At 72.3% G+C, this 24,818-nt stretch carries 14 protein-coding genes; 6 read left to right on the forward strand and 8 right to left on the reverse strand.

The features are described from left to right. Positions 1 to 82: 82 nt before the first annotated feature. From A6F73_RS31135 to A6F73_RS41740, 8 genes are all read right to left on the reverse strand, one after another. Positions 83 to 508 carry a hypothetical protein gene (locus A6F73_RS31135; RefSeq protein WP_063351724.1) on the reverse strand — a complete coding sequence of 142 codons (426 nt, stop codon included), beginning with the start codon at positions 506 to 508 and terminating at the stop codon, positions 83 to 85. 760 nt (positions 509 to 1,268) lie between these two features. After that, positions 1,269 to 2,771: a hypothetical protein gene (locus tag A6F73_RS31140; RefSeq protein ID WP_063351725.1), complete on the reverse strand. Its 1,503-nt coding sequence runs from the start codon at positions 2,769 to 2,771 to the stop codon at positions 1,269 to 1,271. A gap of 16 nt (positions 2,772 to 2,787) precedes the next feature. After that, positions 2,788 to 3,702 (reverse strand): ATP-grasp domain-containing protein, encoded by a 915-nt coding sequence (locus A6F73_RS31145; RefSeq protein ID WP_063351726.1) that lies wholly within the window; start codon positions 3,700 to 3,702, stop codon positions 2,788 to 2,790. Next, positions 3,699 to 4,475, reverse strand: a complete 777-nt coding sequence (locus tag A6F73_RS31150; protein WP_063351727.1) for a hypothetical protein — start codon at positions 4,473 to 4,475, stop codon at positions 3,699 to 3,701. Before A6F73_RS31150 ends, A6F73_RS31145 begins: the two co-directional genes overlap by 4 nt. A 7-nt stretch (positions 4,476 to 4,482) precedes the next feature. Beyond that, a complete protein-coding gene (locus tag A6F73_RS31155; RefSeq protein WP_063351728.1) occupies positions 4,483 to 5,457 on the reverse strand; it encodes a hypothetical protein in 975 nt (324 codons plus the stop codon). Between the two features lie 37 nt (positions 5,458 to 5,494). Next, positions 5,495 to 9,316, reverse strand: a complete 3,822-nt coding sequence (locus tag A6F73_RS31160) for a hypothetical protein (RefSeq protein ID WP_063351729.1) — start codon at positions 9,314 to 9,316, stop codon at positions 5,495 to 5,497. Between the two features lie 3 nt (positions 9,317 to 9,319). After that, positions 9,320 to 12,958: a hypothetical protein gene (locus A6F73_RS31165; RefSeq protein WP_063351730.1), complete on the reverse strand. Its 3,639-nt coding sequence runs from the start codon at positions 12,956 to 12,958 to the stop codon at positions 9,320 to 9,322. A gap of 176 nt (positions 12,959 to 13,134) precedes the next feature. Next, entirely contained in the window at positions 13,135 to 13,380 is a 246-nt protein-coding gene (locus A6F73_RS41740; RefSeq protein WP_159398605.1) for a hypothetical protein, read from the reverse strand. A 249-nt stretch (positions 13,381 to 13,629) separates the two neighbouring features. Between A6F73_RS41740 and A6F73_RS41745 the strand changes: the two genes are divergently transcribed. From A6F73_RS41745 to A6F73_RS31190, 6 genes are all read left to right on the forward strand, one after another. Further along, positions 13,630 to 15,834: a hypothetical protein gene (locus A6F73_RS41745; RefSeq protein WP_159398606.1), complete on the forward strand. Its 2,205-nt coding sequence runs from the start codon at positions 13,630 to 13,632 to the stop codon at positions 15,832 to 15,834. After that, positions 15,831 to 15,983, forward strand: coding sequence for a hypothetical protein (locus A6F73_RS41750; RefSeq protein WP_159398607.1), 153 nt, complete (start codon positions 15,831 to 15,833; stop codon positions 15,981 to 15,983). The genes A6F73_RS41745 and A6F73_RS41750 overlap by 4 nt, the downstream gene beginning before the upstream one ends. A gap of 354 nt (positions 15,984 to 16,337) precedes the next feature. Beyond that, positions 16,338 to 16,802, forward strand: coding sequence for a DUF2690 domain-containing protein (locus A6F73_RS41755; protein WP_063351732.1), 465 nt, complete (start codon positions 16,338 to 16,340; stop codon positions 16,800 to 16,802). 127 nt (positions 16,803 to 16,929) lie between these two features. Next, a complete protein-coding gene (locus A6F73_RS31180) occupies positions 16,930 to 17,310 on the forward strand; it encodes a hypothetical protein (protein WP_063351733.1) in 381 nt (126 codons plus the stop codon). Positions 17,311 to 17,330: 20 nt separating this feature from the next. Next, complete coding sequence (locus A6F73_RS31185) at positions 17,331 to 17,861, forward strand: RICIN domain-containing protein (protein ID WP_063351734.1); 531 nt, start codon at positions 17,331 to 17,333, stop codon at positions 17,859 to 17,861. Between the two features lie 310 nt (positions 17,862 to 18,171). Further along, positions 18,172 to 24,741: an RHS repeat-associated core domain-containing protein gene (locus tag A6F73_RS31190; RefSeq protein ID WP_244293765.1), complete on the forward strand. Its 6,570-nt coding sequence runs from the start codon at positions 18,172 to 18,174 to the stop codon at positions 24,739 to 24,741. Positions 24,742 to 24,818: the final 77 nt, after the last annotated feature.

Consider the following 24,818-nt stretch of genomic DNA (forward strand, 5'->3'; position numbering starts at 1 on the left):
GCGCGCGGCGCGGCGCTGGACAGTCCTGTGCGCCGCCATCCGCCCGCGCACAACGTGTGGCGGCGGGTGGCAGCGATGTCGTTCAGGCCCTGGGCACCCTCCCTTCCATCAGGGAGAAGGCCCCGCCTGCGGCGATCAGCCGGTCAGCGCTGCGGAGCCCCGCCCTCACCGCGCCGGGGTCCGTGCCCATCAGGCGGGCCACGTCCAAGACGGACAGACCGAGCCCGTGGTGGAGGAGGGCGGCGTCGGCCAGCGGGTCCGGCAGGTGGCGGTGCAGCAGGTCGACCGGTCCTGGCCGCGACGCGGTGGCGCCGGGGCGGGGGCGGTGCGCGGTCACCGCGGCGCGCAGCACGCACCAGGCGTCACCGGCGGGCGAGGGACCGGCGAGCAGGACCGCCCAGCGCGCGTGGGCGTGGGCGAGAGCCTCCTCGACGGCGGCCGCGCCGCTCGCGCCGTCCCTCAGCCGGGCCGTGGCGTAGTCGAGGTAGCGGTCGTATACAAGGGCCACGAACGCCAGGAATCCGGCGTCGGGTTCGGTTCGGCGGGTTCGGTGGGGCGGGCCCGGGGCGGTACCGGGCCCAGAAGATGATGCCTGTGGCATATGCAGATCCTGGGATGGCCGTCGAAGTCCGGCGTGCGAGCCGGGCGGGGGGTGCGCGGGAGGGTGCGCGGAATGCGGGGGTGCGGCTGTTCCCCGCACCGGCCGATGTCAACGCAGCGTCAGCCGCCACCAGGTGACAACGCTGCCGTGCGAGAGCGCGCCGAGGGCGAGCGCGGCGACGTACCGCTAGGCGCCGTCCAGAGCGAGAAGGGCCACGGGCACGCGCGCCCCGCACACCCCGATGACCCGCCCGCACAGCTGCTGCGCTCCCGCGGACGGCGGGACGGGACTGATAGCGTTCACCGCCATCGAGGGCGCCTTCGGGCGCGCTCCATGGCTACGGTCGGGCTTGGGCATACTCAACCTACGTGTGATCGACGTCCAGCCCCGGCCGGCGGCCGTGATCCGTCGGCCAGGGCAGCTCCCGCGAGGACCCAGGGAGCCAGCACGAGACGCTACTCCCCGTACCGGCCGGTAGACCCGCTGTGGCGACTGCTGCAAAAGCCACCCCGGGAACGTTTCCGCTCGACTCCGGACAACCGGGACAACTCCTCACTCCCGTCCCGGACATGGGGCCATCCAGCGGCACACCTTCCCGGAGCCGTCGGCCACTCGACGAGGTGGTCGAGGAGTGTGCCGGCGGAGGGCTCGGGGAGCGGGGGGCGGGTCAGAACCGGCTGCGGCGCAGGGCGTCGGTGAGCATGAGGGCCGGCAGCACCTGGTGCACCTGGCCCGTGTTGGCGTACGGGACGGCGCTGCCCTGCTGGGTGGCGAGGGTGTTCCAGGCCGCGAGGGGGAGGGAGGTGAGGGAGTTGCGGTCGTCCGGGGTGGCGGCGTCGAAGGGGGCGGGGCCGGGGGCGGTGACGCCGAGTTGGGTGAGCAGCGGGGAGAGTTGGGCGGGGTCGTTCTGGGTGTAGAGGCGGGCGGTCTTGGTGCCGGAGGTGCCGCGCCGGGCCCAGGCGGTGACCTGGGTCAGCGGGGCGAGGGTCTCGGAGACCAGGTCGGCGTGCGGGTCGAACAGGTAGACCTCCTGGAGGGTGTCCAGGTAGAGCGGGTGGGCCTGGTTGGCGGTGTTGCCGAGGAAGCAGGTGAGGGCCGCGTGGCCGCTGCTGAAGGAGGCCATGCCGAGGCGGCCGATCGGTCCGAACTGGAAGTTGCCGCTGCGCCGGAACATGAGGGCCTGGATCTCCGGAAGGTACTCCTGGAGGACGGTGGCGTCCGCGAACGACGAGATCTCGTCGCAGGGGTTGCCGGCGACCCGCATCAGCGGGAGCACGAGCACGACGTTCCGGGCGGCGCCGTCGATCTGGAGCGGGAGGCCCTTGGCGAAGGGGTTGGTGAGGAACGGGTCGCCGATGTACTGGAGGTAGTTGAGCAGGCCGAAGAACTGGTAGTCCCAGCCGAAGGGGTAGGTGCTGCCGGTGGTCGGGTCGTGGCGGTCCCGGGGTTCGTTGTAGAAGGCCGGGGAGTTCTGGGCCATGCCCGGGTGGAAGTAGACGAGGAAGGGCGCGGGCGGTCCGCCTGGGTCCCTGGACACGCCGGAGGGCCAGTAGACGGCGACGAGTTGCGGTGCATCGATGCCGGGGAGTCGGAGGACGACGGCCTCGCCGCCGGGGGTCACGCTGCGGGTCTCGACCTGGATCGCGCCGCCGGTGATCGACGGCGAGGCGATGAAGGTGCTGTCCGTTACGCCCGGGGGCGGGGAGTAGGCCCCCGGCGGCAGCGCCACGCCGGGGGTGCGGAAGCTCATGTCGCCGGGTGGTGGGGCGGGCGGGCTGCCCGGGTAGTCGCTGCCGGTCTGGGCCAGGCTGACGCGTGCCTGTTCGGTGACGTCGCGCAGCGGCGAGAAGTGGACCGTCAGCTGGATCGTCTGGCCGGAGTCGGAGGACGTGACGGCGGGTGGCGGCCAGTTGCCGTCGGGCGGGAAGGTGGCCTGGACGGTGCCGGAGGAGTCGATGTCGAGGTGGGCGGTGGGCGTGCCGTACTTGGTCTGGTCGAGGGCGGCCGCCTGGATGTCGATCGACGCGTCGGTGTCCGGGATGTTGAAGATCGACTGGTCCAGGACCACGCTGTCCGGCCCGACCTGGTCACCGCCGTTCACGGCGATGGTGAAGTTGCACTGGGTGGTGGTCTGGCCGTGGATCTGGCCGGTGAGGACGAGCTGGGCCATCGGAGTCTCCTTCTCCTCAGTGCCGCGCGAGCGCGAGCGCGATGGCGTGGGCGATCGGCTGGCCGGTGTTGGCCTCGTAGTAGTTGAAGGCCGGGCAGGGGTTGACCTCGAAGCAGTAGACCTCGCCGTCGTCGGCCAGCATCAGGTCGATGCCGGCGAGTGCGAGCCCCAGTCGTGCCGCCAGGTGCAGGCAGCGCTCGGCGAGGTCGTCGGGGGGCTGCCAGGGCGAGAGTTCGGCCCGGCCGCCGTCGCTCCGGGCGTAGCGGTAGTCGACCCGGTCGGTCTCGATCCGGGTGGCGAACACCTCGCCGGCGACCGTGTGCACCCGGACGTTGGTGCCGGTGACGTAGCGCTGGAACTGCACCGGGCAGTAGCGGATGAGCGGCAGCCGGTCGAGGGCCTCCCGGTCGAGCGTCCGGACGATCGAGCGGACCCCGCTGATCGACTTGTAGACCAGTTCGCCGTGCCGCGCGTGGAACTCGTGGACGAGGTCCGGGTCGTTGGTCACCAGGGTCTCCGGAGCGCGGAAGCCGGACTGCTGGATCAGCTGAGCCTGGTGGGGCTTCGACGTGTTGGACGCCATCGCGCTCTCCCGGTTCATCACGCAGCCGGGGGCGAGCTCCGCCCAGGTGCTCAGGGCCGTGTGCCAGGACCGGCACCTGCGTACCGTGTCCTCGCCCGCCTCGCGGACTTCGGGGAGTCTGCGCCATTCCATCAGCCGGAGGTAGATGCCGGTGACGGTGGCGCAGTCGATGGATCCGCCGTCGTACGGGATGCGCCCCCGGACGGCGGTGCCGGTGGCCTCCACCTCGAACGGCAGCTCCTCGAAGCGCCGTTGGTGGAGCATGGCGTACGGCAGGCCAAGGCTGTCGAGTTCGGCCCTGACCCGGGCGAGCGGCGACTCGCTGGCGATGCCGCAGACGACGATCACGGCGCACCCCGGGGGAGCCCGGTGAGGTGTTCGTACAGGCGGTCGAGGAAGGCGGCGCCGGCTGGGCGGAGGTCGGGCAGGGGGCTCGCTCCCGCGAAGACCGCCGACCGACCGTCGTCGCGGCGGTGGCCGGCTCCAAGCAGGTCGGCCCCGGGCGAGTCGGCCCCGAGCAGGTCGATCCCGAGCAGGTCGACCTCGGCGAGCCGGGCGAGCCGGACGTACGGCTCCTCGTCCTCGGCCGGGGGTGCGCCGAAGACGTGCTCGCCGAGCACCAGGACGTCGCCGCGCCCGGTCGGGGCCGCTCGCGGTTCGCCGTCGGGGCTGCTGGAGATCCGGGCCGGCCGGGTGGGGAGCCCCGCTCTGATCGCGAGTGCGGTCCACTCGGCGGTCGAGCGCCAGGCGCCGCACAGTCCGTACCCGGCAGGCCGGTTGACCGAGACCGGGGCCAGGCAGGTGAGCAGGCTGAGCAGGAGTGCGTCCAGCTCCTGGGCGGCGTAGGCGGCGTCGGCGTGGGTGGTGAACGGCAGGTACCCGAAGGGGGCGGAGGCCACCCGGTTGAGCACGCCGTCGACGTCACGGCTGTCCAGGACGCGCCCGTCGGGCAGGGTGATCTCGAAGCTCGCGCCGAGGCGGTCGACGCGGTGCACCGACCTGGTGGAGCCGAGCAGGGTCTGCGGGGAGAGCAGTTCCAGGGGTTCCAGCCCGCGCTCGCGCAGCCCCTCGTACGCCCACACGGCGGCCCGGTCCGCCGGATCGCAGAGCACCAGCCACATGCGGCGCCTACCTCTCGGTCCGTCCCGGCTCGGGGGGTTCGTCCCGCAGGGCGCTGTCCGCGAGGTCGGGGCGCTGCGCCGGGGGGATGAAGTGCTCGGGCGGGTGGTTGACTTCGGATGCCGGGTGCATGCCCTCGGCGGGGTGTTCTTTGAATGCGTCCTTGTCCTCCTTGGCCTCCTTCCGCTCCTTGTCGTCCTTGTCGTCCTTGTTCTCCTTGGCGACGTCCTTGACGTCCTTGACGTCCTTGCCCTTCTCGTCACGTGACAGCTGCAGGGTGACCTCCTGGGCCACCGGATCGTTGCAGGGCAGGACGAAGTCGGCGGTCTGCAGGCTGGTGACGATCGGTTCGGATACGGGGCTGATCCCGATCTGGAGGTGGTCGCAGGCGTTGGGCGGGAGGCTGGCCGGGAAGTTCTTCAGCACGTAGCCCGCACCCATGGGCTGGTCGCCCGGACCGTTCACGTGCAGCGGTCCGGTGCCGATGTTGGAGATCGGGATCGTGATGTCCGGGACGGTCTCGCCCAAGGCCACCGTCATCCGCAGGGGGGTGCGGTCCAGGATGATCCGCGGCTGCTGGGCCTTCGCCGGGGTCTTCCCCGTGGACCAGACGAAGCCGAGTTCCTGCGGGTCGGTGTTCGTGATCCGCAGGCCCCAGGGGCGTTCCCCCGGATTGGAGATGTCGATCTGCACCGTGAAGACGTCGTTGGCGTCCCTGGTCCACGACGCGGTGCCGACCGCGCTCCCGGTCCCGTCGACGATCGACGACGTGGCGGGTGCCTGCGCGACGGTGGTGAGCGCTCCGGAGCCCGCCCGCAGCTCGATGTCCGGTGGCCTCGCGCCCAGGGGTGCGCAGTTCGGGCCGATGGCCACCACCAGGACGGACCAGGACGTCGCCACCTTGTCCACGACGAGGGGCAGGAGGCCGCTGGTGGCCTGGTCCGCGAGCCGGAGTTGGCCGGTGTCGGGAAAGATGTCTGCCATGATCGCTTCTTCGGTCGTGGAGCCGCGGTGACGTCCGTCACCACGTTCCGAGGGCTACGACGTCGACGAACACGGGTCGACCGGTGGTGTCGGCGCCGGCGGGAACGGGCCGGGTCTCGAACTCCCGGACGACCAGGCGCTGGGCCCGCTGCCCGGTGTCCGGAACGCTGATCGTGATGGTCTGCCCGAGGACGGCGGAGGCCGTCAGGACGGTGGACCAGCCGGTGACGCCGTCCGGCGCCGTCACCCCCGGGTCCTGGACCTGGAGTTCGGTCCGGACGGTGTTCCCGGCGCCGCCCGGCCCGAGGCCCTCCAGGACGACGCCCGCCTGCCCCGCGCTGCGGGTGACCGTGAGGCGCCGCTGCGGCGCGAGTTGGACGGGCTCGGTCAGCACCACCTGTGACACGTCGGGGACACCCGGGATGGTGTACCGCTGGTAGCGGGCCAGGGCGAGCCGGACGAACGGGAAGTAGGAGGCGGAGACGACCGGCGTCAGGTCGAGGTCGGCGAACCAGCGGTCGCCCTCGGCGTCGAACTCGACCGGGTAGAGGGCGGCGTCCAGCAGGCGGTGCAGCTCGGGGAGGGTCACCTGGGCCCGCTGTGCCACGTTGACCTGGGCTCCGGTGAGGACGGCGGGTGGTGCCCCGGTGTCCCGGATCGGGTCGCGTCCGGCGACCGCGACGTACCGCAGGGCTTCGGCGGGGACCGGCCCGGGCGGGAAGGTGAGTACGGCCAGGGCCTCGTCGTCGCCCGAGACGTACCAGGGCCGTTGGAGGAGGACCCGCAGGCCGCCGCCCTGGCGCAGCCGGGTGAGCGACCGCTGCCCGTCGGTGGTGCGGGTCCAGCCGAACGACGGGACGCAGTCGAGCAGTTGGGGGGCGGGTGGGCGCACGGTGCTCGGCACGTCGATGTCGCCGAGTTGCCCGGCGGCGGTGCAGGCACCGGGGTCGGTGGCGAGGATGCGCGCGAAGCAGTCCTCGAAGCGGGACACCGCCGTCACGGCGTAGCTCACGTGGTGGTGGCGGGTGTCGCCGAACTCCTGGCGGATCTCCGGGAGCGCCTCCAGCAGGGGCAGGTGCTGGACCTCGTACGAGCCGACGTGCGCCATCCGCCGGGTGGTGGTCGGTGCGGCCGACGGGCTGTCGTCCTGGTCGGTCCAGTCGGCGTTCAGGTCGATCCGTCCGGTGCTCGGGATGTCGATCGCGAAGGCGTCCGTCCCGAGGACGGTGTCGCGGTCGCCGGGCCCCCGCCTGGGCGTCAGCTGCCCGCTCGGGTCGGTGAGGGGGTGTTGCACCGCGTGCACCAGGGTGACCGTGCGCGGTGGGGTGATCAGGCGGTTCCGGCCGGCGACGATGTCCTGGAAGGCCGGCAGGTGCGGCACGTTCGGGTCGACGCCCTGCCAGAGCGCGATGCCGAACAGCGCGACGTCGTCGAACGTGAGGCAGGACGGGATGTCGAAGGTCACCTGCTCGGCCGGACCGAGCGCGACCGTGACGTGGCGTGGGTCCGCCCGGCTCACCGTGCAGCCGCTCGCGGCCGCCTCCAGCCGTACGGACGCGGTCTGCAGGTCGGGCCAGGCGCCTTGCCAGATGGCGATCACGGCGTCGTCGGGCGGGTCGATCTGACCGGGCCGCCCGTTGCCGGGGTCGATGGGCCGGGGCCGGGCGTTCAGGGCGGCGCACACGCCGCTCGGGTCGGCCAGCCAGGGCAGGGCCGCGTCGGTCTCGGGCAGGACGACGTACGAGGACGGCGAGGGCGGCCCGGCGGGGACGGTACGCGCGCCCTGGACGTCGGTGAGCTCGCGGTCGGCCCGTTCGGCGACCGCGAAGAGCCGGCTCACCTCGGTGCCGGGCGCCGCGGGGCCCAGCGCGGTGTCGAAGGCGCCGTCGTACTGCAGCGCCAGGGCCAGCGAGCACTTCGGCGGCAGCAGGTGCCGCAGGTCGTGGGCACGGTAGCCGTGGAGGGTCGCGTAGTCGTCCGCCGAGGTGCCGCGGTCGCTGCGGATGACCATCCGGTCGTGGCCGTCGCCGTCGTCCCACTCCCGGGTCGGCACCAGCTCCGGCGGCGGCAGCGGCTCGAAGCGCCAGTAGGGGACGAGGTCCGACTGGGCGTCGGCGGCGCCGACCTCCTCGACGCGCAGCCCGCCGCCGGCGAGGTCGGCGATCCTGACCCGGATCCGGTACTTGCGGCCGAACCGCAGCCGTGGCAGCGAGCCGGTGTCGCACTCCACCACCGTGTCGAGGCCCGACGTGACCGGTACCGGCAGGGTGTCCCCGGTGGCGGTGACCCGCTCGGGCCGCTGGGCCACCTGGCTCCAGCCGTCCCAGCGCGCCACAATCTCGTGCAGGTACAGCGCGTCGGCGTCGCCGAAGCCGGTGACGACCGGGCCGGGCCGCAGGTAGCCCTCCTCCAGCAGGCCGTCGGGCAGCAGCGGCACGCCGCCGACGGTGTGGTGCACCCGCCGTCGGCACAGCGAGTACCAGGTCTGGCGGCTGTCGTCGAACACGTCCATCCGGTAGCCGCCGAGCAGGGAGTCCGCCAGCAGGGCGGAGGCGAGCAGGCCGGCCGGCGTGCCGCGCTGCTGCGCCCGCTGGAGCTGTTTGCCGTGCTCCTCCTCCCGCGCCCGGTCGACCAGGGCGAAGCCCGTCGAGTGCAGCGCGGGCAGTGCCCCGACCGGAACGGGGGACGACTCCCCGGGAGGGGGCGACGACCCGTCCGACCGGGCCGTGCTGACCAGCCGCAGGGCGGCGCCGTCCACGTCGAAGGGCAGCAGCTCGAACCGGGGGTTCGCGGAGGGCGCGAGACCGGCACCGGTCAGCGGCAGGAGGCCGCCGCTGAAGCCGGTGGAGGTCGGACCGTCGACGGAGGAGGGCACGAAGCGGGTGCCGGTGACGGTGTAGGCGGTGGCGGGCGAGAGGTCGGTCTGGGCGGCTGCGCTCCAGCCCGGTGACGGGTTCGGGTCGGGCTGGGGCCACAGCGGCACCACCCTCAGCTCCGCCGGGTGCGTCTGGTCCACCGGGGTGAGCGCGGAGGCGGGTACGGCGAGGTCGACCAGCAGGCCGAGCGCGCGCAGCAGGACGGGGTGGTCGGCCAGGTGCGCGATGCCCTGGTGGAACTCGCCTGCGGGCGGGGGCGCCGCCAGGCGGTCCGGTGGCGTGGTGTCGGGCGCGCCGCGCCGGTAGAAGGCGTACGCCTGGGCGAGCGCCGGCGTCGCATCGGTCGGGACAGCGCCGGCCGGGGTGGCGTGGGGCGGCGTGGCACCGGTCGGGGTGGCGCCGGCGGGTGCCAGCAGGCCGGGCTGCCACTGCTCGCCGATCGCCCGCAGCGCGGCCCGCAGCCCGGGGTGGCTCTCCGGCGCCGCGCCGCGGTGTGCGGCGTGGGCCTGGGCGGTGGCGGCGTAGATGCCCTTGACGTCGGTACCGGCCCGGCCGGCCGGGAAGGCCTTGGTGGCCCGCCCGTCGTAGCTGGTGGCCCGGTACGGCTCCACCGGCATCGTGGCGGTGAACAGCGTCTGCCAGACGGAGAGTTGCCGGTCCGGGGGGAACTGGACGGTGCTCCCGTCGAGGGCGGTGTACGGGACGCGCACGGACGGCAGCGTCCGCCCGCCGCGCCGGACGTCGAAGCCCACCCCGGCGAGCCGCCGCGGCCAGTCCTGCATCCCGAAGTCCGCGATGGTGAGCGCGGCTCCGTCCGGGGCGAGCAGGCGCGGTGTCAGCAGCACCGACAGCAGCGCCATCGGCGCGGACTGGCCGGGGACGGTCGCCAGCCGGCCCGCCGGGAGCACCGTCCAGACGAACTGCCGCTCCAGGCCGGTCGAACTCTCCGGGCCGGTCAGGCTCTCCGGGCCGGTCGATGACATGGCTCACTCCCCTGCGAACGCCCGGCAGTAGGTCTGCCACGGGAAGGTCTGCCCCTGCGGCCCGAGCGCGGCCTCGACCGACGGGTCCGAGGCGGTCGAGGCACCGCTCAGGGGGCGGCGCAGCCCGGCGGGGGGCGGGCAGTTGCCGAAGCACTTGTGGCACTCCAGCGTGAAGGACTTGGAGAAGAAGGTCAGGTCCACGGTGATCACGAGCCGGGCCGAACCGCTCAGCGAGCCGGAGGTGGAGTCGTACGTCAGGCTGAGGGTCAGTTCGATCGAGACGCTGATCAGCCCCAGCAGCGAGACGCTGCCGCCGATCCGCAGATAGCCGGTGACCTCGGTGTCGGTGCCGTTCTTGGCGAAGACGACGCCGCCGAAGACGTGCACCTCCGCGGACACGATGACGAAGTCCATGACGATGGCGGCGCCGAACTCGATCCCGCCGGTGAAGCGCTGCAGGCCGCTGTCGGTGCCGCCGGCGCTCAGGCCGAGTTCCAGGTACCCGCCGCCGCCGAAGCCCGACACGGTGACCAGGAACGGCCGTTCCCGGGTGCCGAACGCGAAGTCCATGACGATCGGCTGGTCGGTCAGCGACAGTGTGACGCCGGCCTGCACGGTGAGGTTCTGCACGCTGAACACCAGCAGGCCGACGCTGGGGACGGCGACGGTGTACGAGGCCGTGATGCTGGTCGCCGAGGTGTCGATCCTCGGGCCGTTCCCCCCGAGCGGGAGGTACTGCTCCAGGGTGGCGAGGAACCCGAGATCCCCGCCGAGTGTGACGTTCGTCAGGTGGGTGGAGAGGTCGAGCCGCTTGCCGGGCTCGGCGGTGAAGGTCACGGACGCGAAGCTGAGGGCGACGTACGCGGGGGCGCCGGCGTCGGGGACGATCAGCTTGAAGTTGCTGATCGTCCCGGTGGCGTGCATCTCGGGCTTCCCGTCGACCGACAGGGCCCGGACGTCGAGGTCCAGCGCGCACCCGGTGTCGGGCGTGAACGGCGGGAAGGACTTCTGCAGGTCCTGGTGCCAGGTCAGCTCCGCGGACGGGGTGGGCGTCTGCTGCCCGACCCAGAGGAGCTTCGGCGGTGCGCTGACGACGTCGATGAGGCTGCTCAGCGGGACCACGCCGAACAGGGTGGCGTCCGGGGCGAACAGCTTCGAGGGCACGGTCTGGAAGGCGTCGCTGACGGCCGGCCCGAGCGTGCGCGAGATCTGCGACACGGTCATGTTGGGGGCGGACAGCCCGCCGACCCGGGCCCCGGCGGCCCCGAAGTCGAGCGTCCGGGGTGTGACGAGGTCGAGCAGCGCGTCGGGTGTCGGGCTGCCCCAGGGGGTGTCGACGAGCGCCTGCGAGATCGTGGCGGGGAGCGCCGGGAGCGGGCCGAGCAGCCGGCGGACGGCCGGCAGCCCCACGGCCAGCTGGGTCACCTGCGGGTAGAAGCCGACCCCGCTGGGGGAGAGCCCGGCCCCGATCCCGCCGAAGGTCATCGACTGCACCTCCTGCACGGCGTCCTCCACCGCCTGGGTCGGGGACGTCATGACGAGCGGGATGCGGGCGGCGATGTCGCAGAGGGGGCGGCCGAGGCTCGCGAAGGCTCCGGTGCTCGGACCGTTTCCGTAGATTTTGTCGAGTGCCGCGCCGTAGCCGGCGCCGGTGGCGCCGTCCTCGACGAACAGCAGTGGCAGGTCCAGCTCCACGTACTCCTGCCCGGCCGTGGCCCGGAGGGTGAACACCACGGGGGCGCTGGCCCGGGTCGGCCAGAAGCACCTCGGCGGGGCGGCCGAGGAGCCCACCGGGATCCAGGAGGCGTCGTCGAGGCCGTCGGTCTGTCCGGGGTCGATCGCGACGCTCTGGAACGGGAACCGGCGTTCGTGCGGGCCGCCCGCGCCGATGCCGTAGTCGTCGCGGACGGGCTCGGTGACGATCAGGAAGGCCTTGCGGTGCAGGGCGGCCACGGCGGGGTCCGTGCCGTCGAACCGGCGGTCGGAGACCTCGATGTAGGCGGCCCGGTGGCCGAACGGGAACAGGGCGCCGGGGGCGGAGACCTTGACGTGGAAGTCCCGGCCGAGTGCGGCGTCCTGGGCCCACTCCAGCCGGGGCCAGTGGGCGGCGGCGCAGAACCGGGCGCCGTAGGCGCTCAGGATCAGCCGGTCGACGGTGAGGGGGACGGCCGGGTTCTCGGCGGCGGCCGCGACGATCCGGTCGTACCAGGTGTCCAGCGGGGTGCCGTGGTCGGTGCCGTCGGCCAGGGACCGGAGGGGCCGCGCCGTCAGGTGTCCGTCGGGGCCCGCGATGCGGCTGTGCCACAGCTCGGTGCCGCCGGCCGTGCCGGTGGCGGGCAGGGTGCGGTGGTTGCACCGGGCGTCCGGCTGCAGGGTGAGCAGCAGGTTCCAGGGGACTTCGAGCCGGGCCAGCAGGTCGGCGGTGGTGGCCGTCGTGACGATCAGCGGCAGGCGGTTCATCGCGTCGAGCAGGCCGGCCACGGTGAGCGTGACCGGGTCCGGGCCGACGGCGAAGCACAGGGTGGAAGGGCCGGCCAGGAAGCCCTGGGGCGGCTGACCGGACTCCACCACGGTCTCGGCCAGGTGCTGCGGGGGGACGTCCACCAGGAGGTGGCCGCCGCCCGGGTCGGCCACCAGCTGGACCGTGCCGTCGGGCCGGGTCTGTTCGTGCAGGCCCTGGCTCCGGACGGTCAGGGTGACCAGGTCGTCCGCGCGGAGCACGGGGTAGCTGCCGGTGGGCGCGTCCGGCAGGTCGAGGAGCTGCCAGTCCTGCCAGCCGCGGTCGAAGCGCCGGTGCATCAGCGCGGCACCGGCCCAGACGGCGAGCACGTCGGTGCGGCCGCCGCCGGAGGCGACAGCGGCCAGTCGGGGGCCGGTCGTGTCGGGGGCGGTGAGGTCGCCGCCGAGCTGCTCCCAGCCGAGCCAGGGTGCCAGGGCGGAGTGCCGCAGGCCGTGGTCGCCGCCCAGGAAGACGTCACGCTCCGTCGCGGCGAGGCAGGTGAAGGAGCGTTCGTCGCCGTCGGGGAGCGGGCCGAGCTCCTCCCACACCGGTGGCTCGCGCATCGGCGGGGTGTCGCTCTCCAGGTGTGCGCGGAGCAGACGTCGTTCGCGGGTGTCGGCGAGGAGGAGGTCGATCCGGCCGGGCGCGACGGGCACGGCCGTCAGGTGCCCGGGTGCGCGCTCGCCCGTGCGGAGCACAACTGGCCCCTTGGTCGGGCGTCCGCGCAGGAACTCCCAGCCGTGGGCGCCCGCGTCCAGGACGAGGTGGACATCGCCGGGGCGGCTCGACACGACGGTGAAACCGGTCGCCGAGCCGCCCCGGGCGAGCGTGCCGAGCGAGGTCCAGTGCGGGTGCTCCCCCGCGCCGGGGCGCAGCCGTAACAACTCGCCCGCCACACTGAGGGCGAACACCTCGACCGGGCGGCCCTCGGCCGCCGTCGCGCTCAGCCAGTTGAACGCGGGGGCGCCGGTGAACGCGGGGGCGCCGGGCGAGGGCCAGGGGCGGTCCAGCGCGTGCCAGGCGTGCCAGCGGCCGTCGAACACCCGGTACCGTACGGCGCCGTCGTGCGCGCCGACGAAGAGGTGGAGTCTGCCGTGCCCTGGCGAACAGACGGCCAAGGCCCGTGCCGGGTGGGTGTGCATGGGGCGCCCCCAGCAGATGGACGCGGTACCGGTGGACGCGGTACCGGTTGGACGCAGTACCGCTCAGCGGGGCCGACGCATCGGGCACCCGCCAACTCTCAATGGTTCCAGGCTATTCCCGCTTCGGGCACGTATCAATTCCTGGTCGCGGCCCCCGCCTCCGGGCCGCGACGGTTTCACTGTGCGTAGCCGCCTTCGGGTAGCACTCCCCCGAGGACGTCGCCCGCGGTGTTCAGGGCTGCCACGGTGCTGGTCTCGGCGGCGTTCGACGGGAGCGACCGAAGGTGGGGGTGGGCAGAAGGCTCGGGGTCGGCGGGGCGGGGTCGGCCGGCCGCGGCGGGTGCCGGGCCGAGGAGCACGGTGGCGGCCGTCGCGGCGGCGGCCAGGGTTGCTGCCGGGCGAAGGGTGTGTGAACCAGCCACCGGGAACTCCCCTCTCGCCAATGATCCATTGGATCAAGAGAATTGATGTAGCGTCAGTTTCCGATTCGGCCAGATGCCCGGCCCGGGGGCGCCGGCCCGGCGGCCCGCCGACCCCGGCACGTTGTTCGAGGAATCGGTGGAGACTCCACAGTGCAGCCTGTTTGATTGTTCATCTACAAGAAGCCGACTGAGGGTCAGGGGGCGGCGGACAATCAGGTCCGGCCGCCGGACAGGACAAGGGGGCACGGGGTGGCTGGTGTTGGACGTCCGCAGGGGCGGCTCAAGGGGGAGACCGAGCAGGCGGATGCCCTGGCCCGGTTCGTGCGGGAGGTGACGTCGGGAGTCACCGTCCGCGAGCTCGCCCGGCGTTACCCCGCAGGCAAGACCAGTTGGAGCGAGTACCGCTCCGGGGAGAAGGACATCCCGTGGCACCTGCTCCAGCGGCTGGTCCACGACCGCGTGACCGACCCGCGGGCCCGGACGGTGCTGCTGGAACGTGCTGCCCGCCTGCACGAACAAGCCACCCTGGCGGCCCGGGGACTGCGGCCGCCCGAGGCGGGACGTTTCGCCGCCCAGCAGGCGCTGGACCTGGCCCGCCAGGCGCAGCGACAGGCCGAGGAGGGGGTCGCGGAGGCGGATGAACTGATCCGTGTGCTGGTGGAGGTCGTGGCCGAGCTGCGGGGTGAACTGGGCGACGACGCGGAGGACGACACCGGCCCCGCTTCGCAGCAGGCGCCCGGCGGGGGCGCGGCGCAGCTGCGGCGGGCCCGGCTGCGGGAGGCGACGCGCTGCCTGGCCGAGGTGCGGCGCATCAGGCAGAGCGCACGTGAGGCGCAACAGGCGGCGCAGCGGGAGCAGGACGCCGTCGGGCTCCTGGCCGATCAGGAGCGTACGCACGCCCGGGCGGACGAGAGCCGGGCGGACGAGAGCCGGGAGCCGGGGTCCGAGCTAGTGGTGGCCGACGGGGTGCGGGCGCGTCTGCCGGTGCTGTGGCGCCTGGACGCCGACCTCGTGGCGGTGCGGGAGGCCTTGGCCGACCGGCGCCGCGAGGTGCTCGGGGTGACCTCCGTCGTACCGCGCTCACCGGCACCCCGGATTGTCCGCGGCGAGGTCGTCGACGCCCCGGACAATCGCCTGACCGGCCTCATCGCCCCATTCGGCCGGGCGCGTAACGCCGCGAACGCCCCCAGCGCCGCGGGCACCCGTCGCAGGACCGGCACCATCCTGTTCGCGGCCCTCGCCCTGCTACTGGTCGGAGTGCTGCTCGGTATGCACTTCAGCGCACCGGCACCGGGCATCCCGATGCCGTACCTGGCGGATTCCTACCGTGTGCCGGCGGTCACCGAGGCCCACGGTCCGTCCCCGTCCCCGTCCGCGGCCGGCACGTCCGCGGACACGTACCGGCCGGCCGCCGGCATCGCGTCGGCTACGGCCTCAGCCCCGGCCTCGGCAGACGCAACTGCTCCCCCCGGGCCGCAGCAGGCTACGGCCTCGCCTTCGGCCCCGCTTCCGGTCGAGGTGACGCCCACCCCCGGGTCGGCGCCGACCCCGGCCGACGCGACGCCCGCCCCCGAGGCATCGAGCACCCCACGGAACCGCGACACCCAGGGCGTTCCGCCTGACACGGCCCCCCAGCAGCCGGGACAACCCGTGGTCGTCGCCTCCGCTCCGGGCACGCTGTACTCCATCGCCCCGGACCACCGCGCCGTCTACCAGTGGCAGGGCCGGGACATGGCCTGGACACCCATCGGCGGTCCCACCGAAAGGATCCTCGCGGGAGGCGCCGGTGTGTTCGCCGTCAGCGCCGACGACAAACGGCTGCTCGGCTACAGCGGGACCCCGGGCAACTGGACACCCGTCAGCGAACCCGGTGCCGACTTCGCCATCAGCGGCACCCGCCTCTACCGCCTCGCCCAGGACCACACCGGCGTCTACCGCTGGAACGGCACCGGAACGAGCTGGACCAAGATAGGAGGCCCGGCCGGACGCCTGTACGGCGGCGGGGCCGGCCTGTTCGCGACCGACCCGCGCGACGGCCGCATCTTCCGCTACGACACCGCCAGGGAAATCTGGACCTACGTGGGCACCGACGGGGCGACCTTCGCCGTCAGCGACACCCGCCTCTACGGACTCTCACCGGACCGCAGCCAGGTGTTCCAATGGGACGGTACGGGCAGCGACTGGACCCTCATCGGCGGCCACGCCCAGGACCTCTACGCCGGGCCGGCCGACCTGTTCGCCACCAGTCCCGATCACGGCACCTTCCTGCGTTACGCCCGCACTCCCCAGTTCTGGGATCCGGTCAGCGAGGCGGGAGCCGAATTCGCCGTCACCGCCGACCACATCTACCGCCTGGCGCCCGACCACAGCGCTATCTACCAGGCACCCAGCAACGGCGCCGCCACCTGGACGAAAATCAGCGGACCGGCCGCCACCCTGATCACCAGCAGGTGACAGGCAGGCTGATCGAGTCCACGAACACCAGGACCCGCCCGATCGTCCGCCGGGGCTTCCGCTCCCGCAGCGCGGACACCGTCATCGCGCTCGTCATGCCCTGCCTCAGCGGCAACCGCCCCGCCCTGCCCCGACGCCGACTCACATGACCGCACCCGCAGGTCCAGCACAAGAAGACGCACCAGGGGCCCCACCCGCTCACTCGCCGTGGACAGGTGCCTCGGGCGGCCCCACGGCACCCCTGGGCAGCTGCAGGCGCCCGCCCGTCCTCCACCGGTCCACGGAAATCCACTTGTCCGCGGACAACGATATTTTTCCGTGCTCGAACTTGGCTTTCCCAGAGATTGATTGACGGACAATCAGCTCCGAACCAGCATGAGGTGGCCGCTGACTGCCGGGGGACAGCCACCGGCGGGGAAGCGGGGGCCCGGTCCTGCCCCGAAGGGGGACCGGCCACCGCTTTCCCCGGTATCAGCCGCTCTTTCGATCCGATCGGAGTGAATGTGCTCAAGAACAGGCTCGTTTCTCTCACCCTCGCGGCCGCAGCCCTCATCGGGTTCTCCGTCGCCGCCTCACCGGCGGCCTACGCGGCTTCCTGCTACGGCGGTACGTGCTCCAACAAGGGGCCGAAGGGCACCGGTTGCGACGCCGACGCCTTCAACCTGCGGGCCTACACGCTGAAGGCCGGGTACTACGAGCTGCGGTGGTCCAACGCGTGCCACGCCGGCTGGATACGTGCCTCCGGCGCCGGCGCCGCAGGCGCCAGCGCGGTGATCCAGCGTGTCCTCCTCGACGGCGGCGGCGGTGTCGACGTCCAGGAGGAACGCGCCGTCGCGGTGAACAAGGGCGAGCTGGACTGGTCCAACATGGTGGGCACCAGCTACGGCTCCTACTACCGGGTCTGCGGCACGTACTTCGGGTTCCCCGACAGCACCCTGGACTGCAGCCCTGTGGTGTACCACGACTGACAGCCGGCCGTCGGCTTCCTTGCCGGCAGCCTCGGCGGGTGAGCCACCGGCGTCGGCCGCGTGCCTCCTCCCCCACCCCGTCCCCGTGGCTGCAGGTCTTCCTCACCCCACCAAACGGAGGTCAACCATGCGTGGACGCATCGTCGCGCTGCTCCTGTCCAGTGCAGCCCTGTGCGCACTCGCTGCCCCGCAAGCCCTCGCCAGCCCCGCATCCGCCGTATCCGCCACCGTGTTCGCCGGGTGCGGATGGGTGCCCGAGGACATCGACGGCGGCGGGTGGTACGCCACCGCCGACGGGGCCGTCAACATGCGCTCCGGTGCCAGCACCGGGTGCCCCGCCAACGGCGTCGCCTACCAGGGCCAGGCCCTCGACTACCACTGCTATTCCACCCCCCTGGCCGACGACGACTTCAGCTGGACGTACGCGCGGAACGTGAGCACCGGCGTCCAGGGGTGGATCCGCAACGACCTGCTCACCGACCACGGAAGCAAGGTCAAGTGCCGGTGACATCGAAGAAGGAGTAAACAGTGATCAGCAGGAAAGCCCTCACGGCCTGTGCCGCGATCGTGGTCGCACTCGCCCCGGCCGGCGCGGCGTCCGCGAACAGCACACCGGAGAAGACGGAGGCCCACGCGGCCGCGGTCGGCTGGAGCAACATAGCCAACAGGTACTCCGGGAACTGCCTGGACTGGGACGGCTCGGAACCCTGGGACGGCGGCACCGTCAATCTGACGCGGTGCGACAACAACGGCGGGCAGCGCTGGATGCAGGGGGCATTCGGTGATGGCCGGTTGGTCTTCACATCCGTCTACGACGGGAAGGTCATCGACGCGGTGCTGGAGAACGCCAACGGCAGCCGCATCACCCGCTACCGCTGGCTGGAATGGGAGCACCAGCCGAGGAACCAGCAGTGGATCTGGACCAGCGCCGGTGAGATCAGGAGCGCCTGGAACGGAAAGTGCCTGGACGCCGACCCCGGGCAGAAGGACTGGAGCGTTCAACGCGTCTACCTCTGGGACTGCAACGGCAGTTCGTGGCAGAAGTGGTTCCACGTCTAAACCTGGCCCCGAACGTCCGTCGGCGCCGTACGGCGCCGACGGACGTGCACGCGGATCACCATCGAACCCGTCGAAGCACTGCGCCGGCGACCACGGACACGTCGCCCCCGGTCGCACCCGCACGGTCGCTCGGCGTCACCCCGGCAGGTCCGCCGGAACGGGGGAATCGTCGAGCCCTCCCCCTCCAGGGGGCAGCTGTTCCGTCACCCGAACACTCCGAGAGGTACGAGAACACGTGTCCTCACGAAAATCGCCGGTCCTGGGATTACCCGGGACGGCTCTTCTCAGCATGGCCCTGATCGCGGGAGTGATGTCCGCGACCAGCCCCGCCCGGGCGGCGGCCCCTCCGGAACAGCCGTCGGCCACCGCGCCCGAGGGTGCCCTCGGCCCCGCCGAGGACGTCCTGGTCAACGGCTGGGGCGACGGCTCGGGCTACCACCTCGACATCGCCACCGGCGCCGGCGGCTACCGGTGGCGCGAGACGGCGCTGCTGCGCCCCGCGGGTATCGACGACGCGTCCTGGACGGGCTACCAGTGTGTGTCCGGCGACGGCAGGTTCGCTGCCGTCACGGTGCTGCCCGCCGGCGCCGTCAACCGGGCCGAGGCGCGTGACCACGGTGCCGTCGCGTACTCGGTGGACTTGTCCAGCGGCGCGGTGAAGCCCGTGGCCGCCGGAGTGGCGCTCAAATACCACTCGCCCGGCTGCGGTACCGGACAGACCGCGATGTTCACGGTCAACCCCGGAAGCGACCAGCGGCTCACCCAGATCCTGACAGTCGATCTGCCGACCGGCGAGATCAAGGCGTCCACCACGGTGGCCGGCCAGGTGACATCGGTCGTCCCGACCCCCGACGGCCCGGTGGGCGCCCAGGGCGCCTCCCTGGTCCGCGTTCCCGCATCCTCGGCCGAGACACCCGCCGAGCCGGTGAGGATCGCGCAGGTCGACGGCCTCGCCTACGACCTGCGTCCGACCGCCGGCGGGGTCGACTTCGTCGTGCAGAAGGACGGCGGGCCGACCTCCTTCCTGATGCGTGAACGGGACGGCAGGCTCTCCCCCCTCGGCGAGGGCCCCAGGGAGGCGCTACGGCTGATGCAGGGCCGGGGTGGCGAGTCCGTCGCCCTGGGAGCCACCAAGCTGGCCGAGAAATCCGGCATCCGCAACGTCTCCACCGGCAAACTGCCCTCGGGCGCCGTCGGTGTGTCCCTGGACGGCGCCGCCCTGCTGGGCCTGGGGCCGGACACCGCCGTGTCGGCCCCGCTGGTGGTCACGACCGCGGGTGACACGCTCCTGAAGCGAGACGCTGCCCCCGGCACGGTGTCCGTGTCGACCGCGGTTCCGCCCCTCGCGCCGGTTCCGGCTGGAGCCGGCGGCATCGTGTCGGAGCAGGGCGCCGCCGCGGCGCCCGCGCCCGCCCCCGGGGAGACGGACGCGCGAAGCACCGACGACTCCCCGGCCACGGCTGCCGCCGCGGCGCCGAAGTGCGCGGTGGACCGGCTGGCCGAGAACCGGCAGGTGATGCAGCCGGGCACCGCACAGGTGTCCTGGGCCATCGAGATGGCCGAGCAGGGCCTGTTGACCGGTTCCCCCTACACCCGGCCGGCCGGGTTCGCGAACCTGGGCCTGGCCGCCTTCGCACCGAACGGAGACTTCCCCAGGCTGCCGCTCAAACACCCGGCGGGCGACACCTTCGACTCGGTGCCGCGCTCGGTCTACCAGGCGATCGTGGCCCAGGAGAGCAACTACAGCCAGGCGTCCTGGCACGCCCTGCCCGGCATCGCGGGCGGTGCGCTGGTCGGCGACTACTACGGCGCCGGCGGCTCCATCTCCAAGATGGACTACACCAAGGCCGACTGCGGCTACGGCCTCGGCCAGATCACCAACGGCATGTCGAAGGGCGACACGGTCTACTCGGTCAACGGCCAGACCAAGATCGCCGTCGACTACCAGGAGAACGTCTCCGCCGGTCTGCAGATCCTGGAGCGGACCTGGAACCAGCTCTACGACGCCGGCATCACCGTCAACGGTGGAAACCCGCGCTACCTGGAGAACTGGTACCTGGCCGCCTGGGCCTACAACTCCGGAATCCAGCCCACCGCCAAGTTCGGCAACACCACCGGCTGCGTGCCGAGCCCCACCTGCACCAGCGCCGAGGGCAACTGGGGCCTGGGCTGGGCCAACAACCCGCGCAACCCGGACTACCCGCCGACCCGCGCGCCGTATCTGAAGAACAGCTACGGCGACGCCGCGCACCCCGGCAGCTGGCCCTACCAGGAGCGGATCACGGGCTGGATGGGCCAGCCGATCCTCCGGTTCAACCAGCCCGCCTACACCAAGCCCGACTACCACGGCGGCAAGACCTGGCTGCAGATCCCGCCGGTCACCGCCTTCTGCACCGCCGACAACAAGTGCGACCCGACCGGCGCCGCCAACGCCAAGTACTGCACCCTGGCCAGCTTCCAGTGCTGGTGGCACCAGGCCGTCACCTTCGTACCCGACTGCTCCGCCACCTGCGCCACCAGTGCCTACACGGCGGCCGCCGGCTCGACCGAACCGGCCGTCGTCAAACCGCACCCGCACCCGCCGACCTGTGCCCTGGACTCCGCCAAGGTCGGCAACGCCGGATACGGAGCCCCGATCGTCGTCGACGAGTCGCAGCCCCAGCCACCGCTCAACCTGGTCGGCTGCGGCACGCCCGCCAACTGGTCCCAGGGCGGCACCTTCACGTACGCGTACGGGACCAACGCCGCCGGTGACAAGATCGGCGCGATCGACACCCACCAGCTCGGTGTCGGCTTCGGCGGGCGCGTCCTGTTCACCCACACCGAGGACGGCGCCAACCCGGACCTGATCAACACCGGGACCTGGACGCCGAACCTGCCCAAGCTCCAGTACTACAAGATCAAGATCCATCTCCCCTCCACGGCCGCCACCGCCTCCAACGTCGTCTACACCATCAACCCCGGCGGCGGGGTGGCACCGTGGAAGATCCGGGTGAACCAGAACTGGGGCACCGAGGAATGGGTCACCATCGGCACCTTCGCGATGCGAAACGGCGGCAACCTCCAGCTCACCAACAAGAGCGAGATCACCGGCGCCGGCAACATCAACTTCGCCGACTACGACGTCGCCTACGACGCGGTCGCCTTCATCCCGATGGGCGGCACCCCCGGCCAGCCCATCGGCGGACCGCCCGGCATCCAGGACGCCCCCAAGGGCAGCAACCCCTCGTGGGTGCAGTGCGGCTGCGTACGCCGCACCGCCGGTGACCCGGTCGACACCAGCACCGGCTACTTCGGTGAGACCTTCACCGACCTCACCACCCCGGGCCGCGGCAAGCCACTCGCCTTCACCCGCACCTACGCCTCCGCCGTCGCCGACCCGGCCGGCCCGGGCGGCGCCCTGGCCGCGGACGGACCGTTCGGCTGGGGCTGGACCCACTCCTACAACCTGAGCGCCGTCACCGACCCGGCCACCGGCAACGTCACGATCCGCCAGGAAGACGGCTCCCAGGTCGCCTTCGTCAACACCTCCGGAAGCTACGCACCGTCGGCGCCCCGCTTCAACGCGACCCTCGCCAAGAACGGCACCGCCTACACCTTCGCCCGCAAGTCCAAGGAGATCTTCACCTTCGACGCCGGCACCGGGCACCTGCTCAGCGAGACCGACCTCGCCGGCAGCAAGGCCTCCCCGCCCTACGCCACCACCCTGGGCTACGACGCCGCCGACCACCTGGCCACCATCACCGACCCGGGCGGGCGCAGCTACACCCTCACCTGGACCGGCAACCACGTCACCGGCCTCGCCGACAGCGCGGGCCGCCAGGTGAGCTACGGCTACGACGCCAACGGCAACCTCACCGACGTCTACGGCGCCGGCACCACCCGCAGCCCCGTCCTCAAGGACGACGACCACTTCCAGTACGGCTACACCGGCAACCACCTGCTCAACTCCATGCGCCAGCCGTCCCAGTACGGGTCCACCGCCACGCCGACGCCAGTCGTCTCCATGACGTACGACACCGCCGGCCGCGTCCTCGTGCAGACCGATCAGGTCGGCGGCACCACGACCTTCACCTACGGGCCCGACAGCGGCGGCAACCTGGTCGCAGGCCAGACCCTGGTCGCCGACCCGGCCGGCCACAAGACCCTCGACACCTACCAGAACGGACTCCTGCAGTCCGAGACCAAGGGCTACGGCACCGCCGACGCGGGCACCTGGAGCTACACCTACGACCCGGTCAGCCTCGGCGTCACGGCACAGACCGACCCCGTCGGCAACCTGCGCACCTACACCTACGACGACCACGGCAACGAGACGTCGGCCGGCGACGCCCGCGGGTTCACCACCGTCAAGTCCTACGACAGCGCGGACAACCTCCGCACCGTCATCGACCCGAGCGGACTCCGGACCTCCTACGCCTACGACGAGGCCGGCCACATCGCGACCGGCAGCGGCACCAACACCGGCAGCGAGGGCTTCGGACTGCTCACCGGCGTCATCCGCCAGCCGGTCGACGAATCGCTGCCGGCCCGGACCACCGCGGTGTACTACGAGGACGCGGCCCACCCGGGCGACGCGACCCGCGCGGTCGATCCGCGCGGCAACGCGAGCCGCAAGACCTACGACCCGGCCGGCGCCGTCATCAGCGCGACCGACGAACTGGGCAATGCCACCAAGTACGGGTACGACACCGCCCGAGGCCTGCTGACCTCCGAGGTGGCCCCGGACGGTGTCGCCGCCGGTACGTCACCAGGCTGCACCGCACCTGCCAAGGGCTGCACGACTTACTCCTACGACGCATGGGGCAACCGGACCGGCGCCGTCGACCCGCTCGGCCACACCAGCACCTCCGCCTTCGACGCCGACGGGCACCGCACCTCGACGACCGACCCGAACGGCAACACCACCCACTACACGTACGACGCCCTCGGGAACCAGACCAAGGTGACGCGGCCCGACGGGACGGTGCTGACCACCGACCACAACCCCGACGGCACGGTCGCCAGGACGGTCGACGGACTCGGCGCGGCCACCGTCTACGCGTACGACGCCCAGAAGCGGCAGACCCTGCGCACCGACCCGCTGGGCCGCGCCACCGCGAACGCCTACGACGCGGCCGGACGACGCACGGCATCGACCGATCCGAGCGGACGCGCCACCGCCTTCGGCTACGACGCGAACAACCAGCCCACCTCGGTGGCCTACTCGGACACCGCCACCCCGCCAGTCACCGCGATCGGCTACGACGCGGCCGGTCGACAGAGCTCGATGACCGACGGCACCGGCACCTCCCGGCGCGCCTACGACGCCTTCGGCGAGCTGGTCTCGCTGACCGACGGCGCCGGAGCGGTCACCGGCTACGGCTATGACGAGAACGGCAACGAAACCTCGATCACCTACCCCGGTGCCAGCGCCCAGACGGTCACCCGCACCTTCGACAAGGCCAACCGCCTGACCGCGGTCAAGGACTGGAACGGAAAGACCACCGGGTTCGGGTACGACCAGGCTGGTCACTGGACGTCCACGGCCGTCCCGAACGGAACCGCTGTCACCACGACGCTCGACGACGCCGGGCAGCCGCTGGCCGACCGGCTGACCAGCGGCACCTCGACACTGGTCTCGCTCACCTACACCCGGGACAACACGGGCCGCGTCAACTCGGACACCCCGAGCGGTGTGCCGGGCAGCGCCCAGACCTACCAGTACACGGCGCTGAACCAGCTCAAGTCCACCACCTCGGGGTCGGCCACGACCGACTACACGTACGACGCCGCCGACAACCCCGTCCGGACCGGAGCCGCCGGCCAGGCCTTCGACACGGCCAACCAGCTCTGCTGGAGCACGCCGGGCCCGGTGCCGGCCATGCCGTCCTGCACCGCCCCGCCCAGTGGCGCGACCGCGTACACCTGGGACCCGCAGGGCAACCGCACGAAGGCCACCACCGGGAGCACCGCTGTCACCCACACGTACGACCAGGCGAACCGCCTGACCGGTGTGAGCAGCGGCGGGACCACCAGCGCCTACACGTACAACGGCACCGGCCTGCGGACGCGGAAGACCACCGGGACGACCACCGTCTCCTACACCTGGGACGCGCAGCAGATCCCCAACCTGCTCTCCGACGGCTCGTCCTCGTACGTCTACGGACCGGACGACCTGCCGGTCGAGCAGATCACCGGCACGGGCACCCTCTGGTTCTTCCACGACCAGCTGGGCTCCACCCGGGCCCTGACCGACGCCTCGGGCTCCGTGGCCGGAGCGTACGCCTACACGCCCTACGGCGCCGTCAGTTCCCACACGGGCTCCGCGTCGACCGCGCTGCGGTACGCGGGCCAGTACAGCGACGACGAGAGCGGCCTGGTGTACCTCCGGGCCCGCTCCTACGACCCGGCCACGGCTCAGTTCCTCAGCGTCGACCCGGTGGTCGAACAGACCCTCAGCGCATACGGCTACGCCAACGCCGATCCGCTCAACCAGACGGACCCGGCGGGGCTCTGGGGCTGGAGCAGCGTCAAGAAGTTCGCCCATGACCACTCCGACGTGATCTCGCACATCAACTCTGTCGCCACAGCTGTCTGGGCCGTCTCCGGCACGGTGGCGGTGGGCTGCGCCGTCGTGGGCGCGCTGCCCTGCGCGGCCGTCGCCGGGGGAATCTCCGGGGCAGCCTGGTTGGTGACCACCGTCACCCAGGTTGGCCTGGTGGCCGACAAGTGCAGCAGCGGAACGTCCGCCTGGGACTGCGGGGAGGCGGCCGGCTACCTGACGGCGGACGTCGCGGCGTCACCCCTCGGACTGAAGGGGCTGGGCGCTCTGAGGGGCATCCTCCCGGCCCGGACGGACAAGAGCCTGGACGTCTGGCGCAAGATCTGCGAGGGCTGACCGGCCCCGGTTCCCGGCCGGCGCACACCGGCTACGGCCGACTCGATACTGTCCCTTCGACGACACCACGGCGGGCC

This window comes from Streptomyces sp. MJM8645 (assembly GCF_001625365.1).
GTDB lineage: Bacteria > Actinomycetota > Actinomycetes > Streptomycetales > Streptomycetaceae > Kitasatospora.

Coding starts and splice junctions, on each gene's coding strand:
- A6F73_RS31160 (WP_063351729.1), bottom strand. CDS start 9,316: ATGTCATCGACCGGCCCGGAGAGCCTGACCGGCCCGGAGAGTTCGACC.
- A6F73_RS31140 (WP_063351725.1), bottom strand. CDS start 2,771: ATGGCCCAGCTCGTCCTCACCGGCCAGATCCACGGCCAGACCACCACC.
- A6F73_RS31150 (WP_063351727.1), bottom strand. CDS start 4,475: ATGTGGCTGGTGCTCTGCGATCCGGCGGACCGGGCCGCCGTGTGGGCG.
- A6F73_RS31190 (WP_244293765.1), top strand. CDS start 18,172: ATGTCCGCGACCAGCCCCGCCCGGGCGGCGGCCCCTCCGGAACAGCCG.
- A6F73_RS31165 (WP_063351730.1), bottom strand. CDS start 12,958: ATGCACACCCACCCGGCACGGGCCTTGGCCGTCTGTTCGCCAGGGCAC.
- A6F73_RS31180 (WP_063351733.1), top strand. CDS start 16,930: ATGCGTGGACGCATCGTCGCGCTGCTCCTGTCCAGTGCAGCCCTGTGC.
- A6F73_RS31155 (WP_063351728.1), bottom strand. CDS start 5,457: ATGGCAGACATCTTTCCCGACACCGGCCAACTCCGGCTCGCGGACCAG.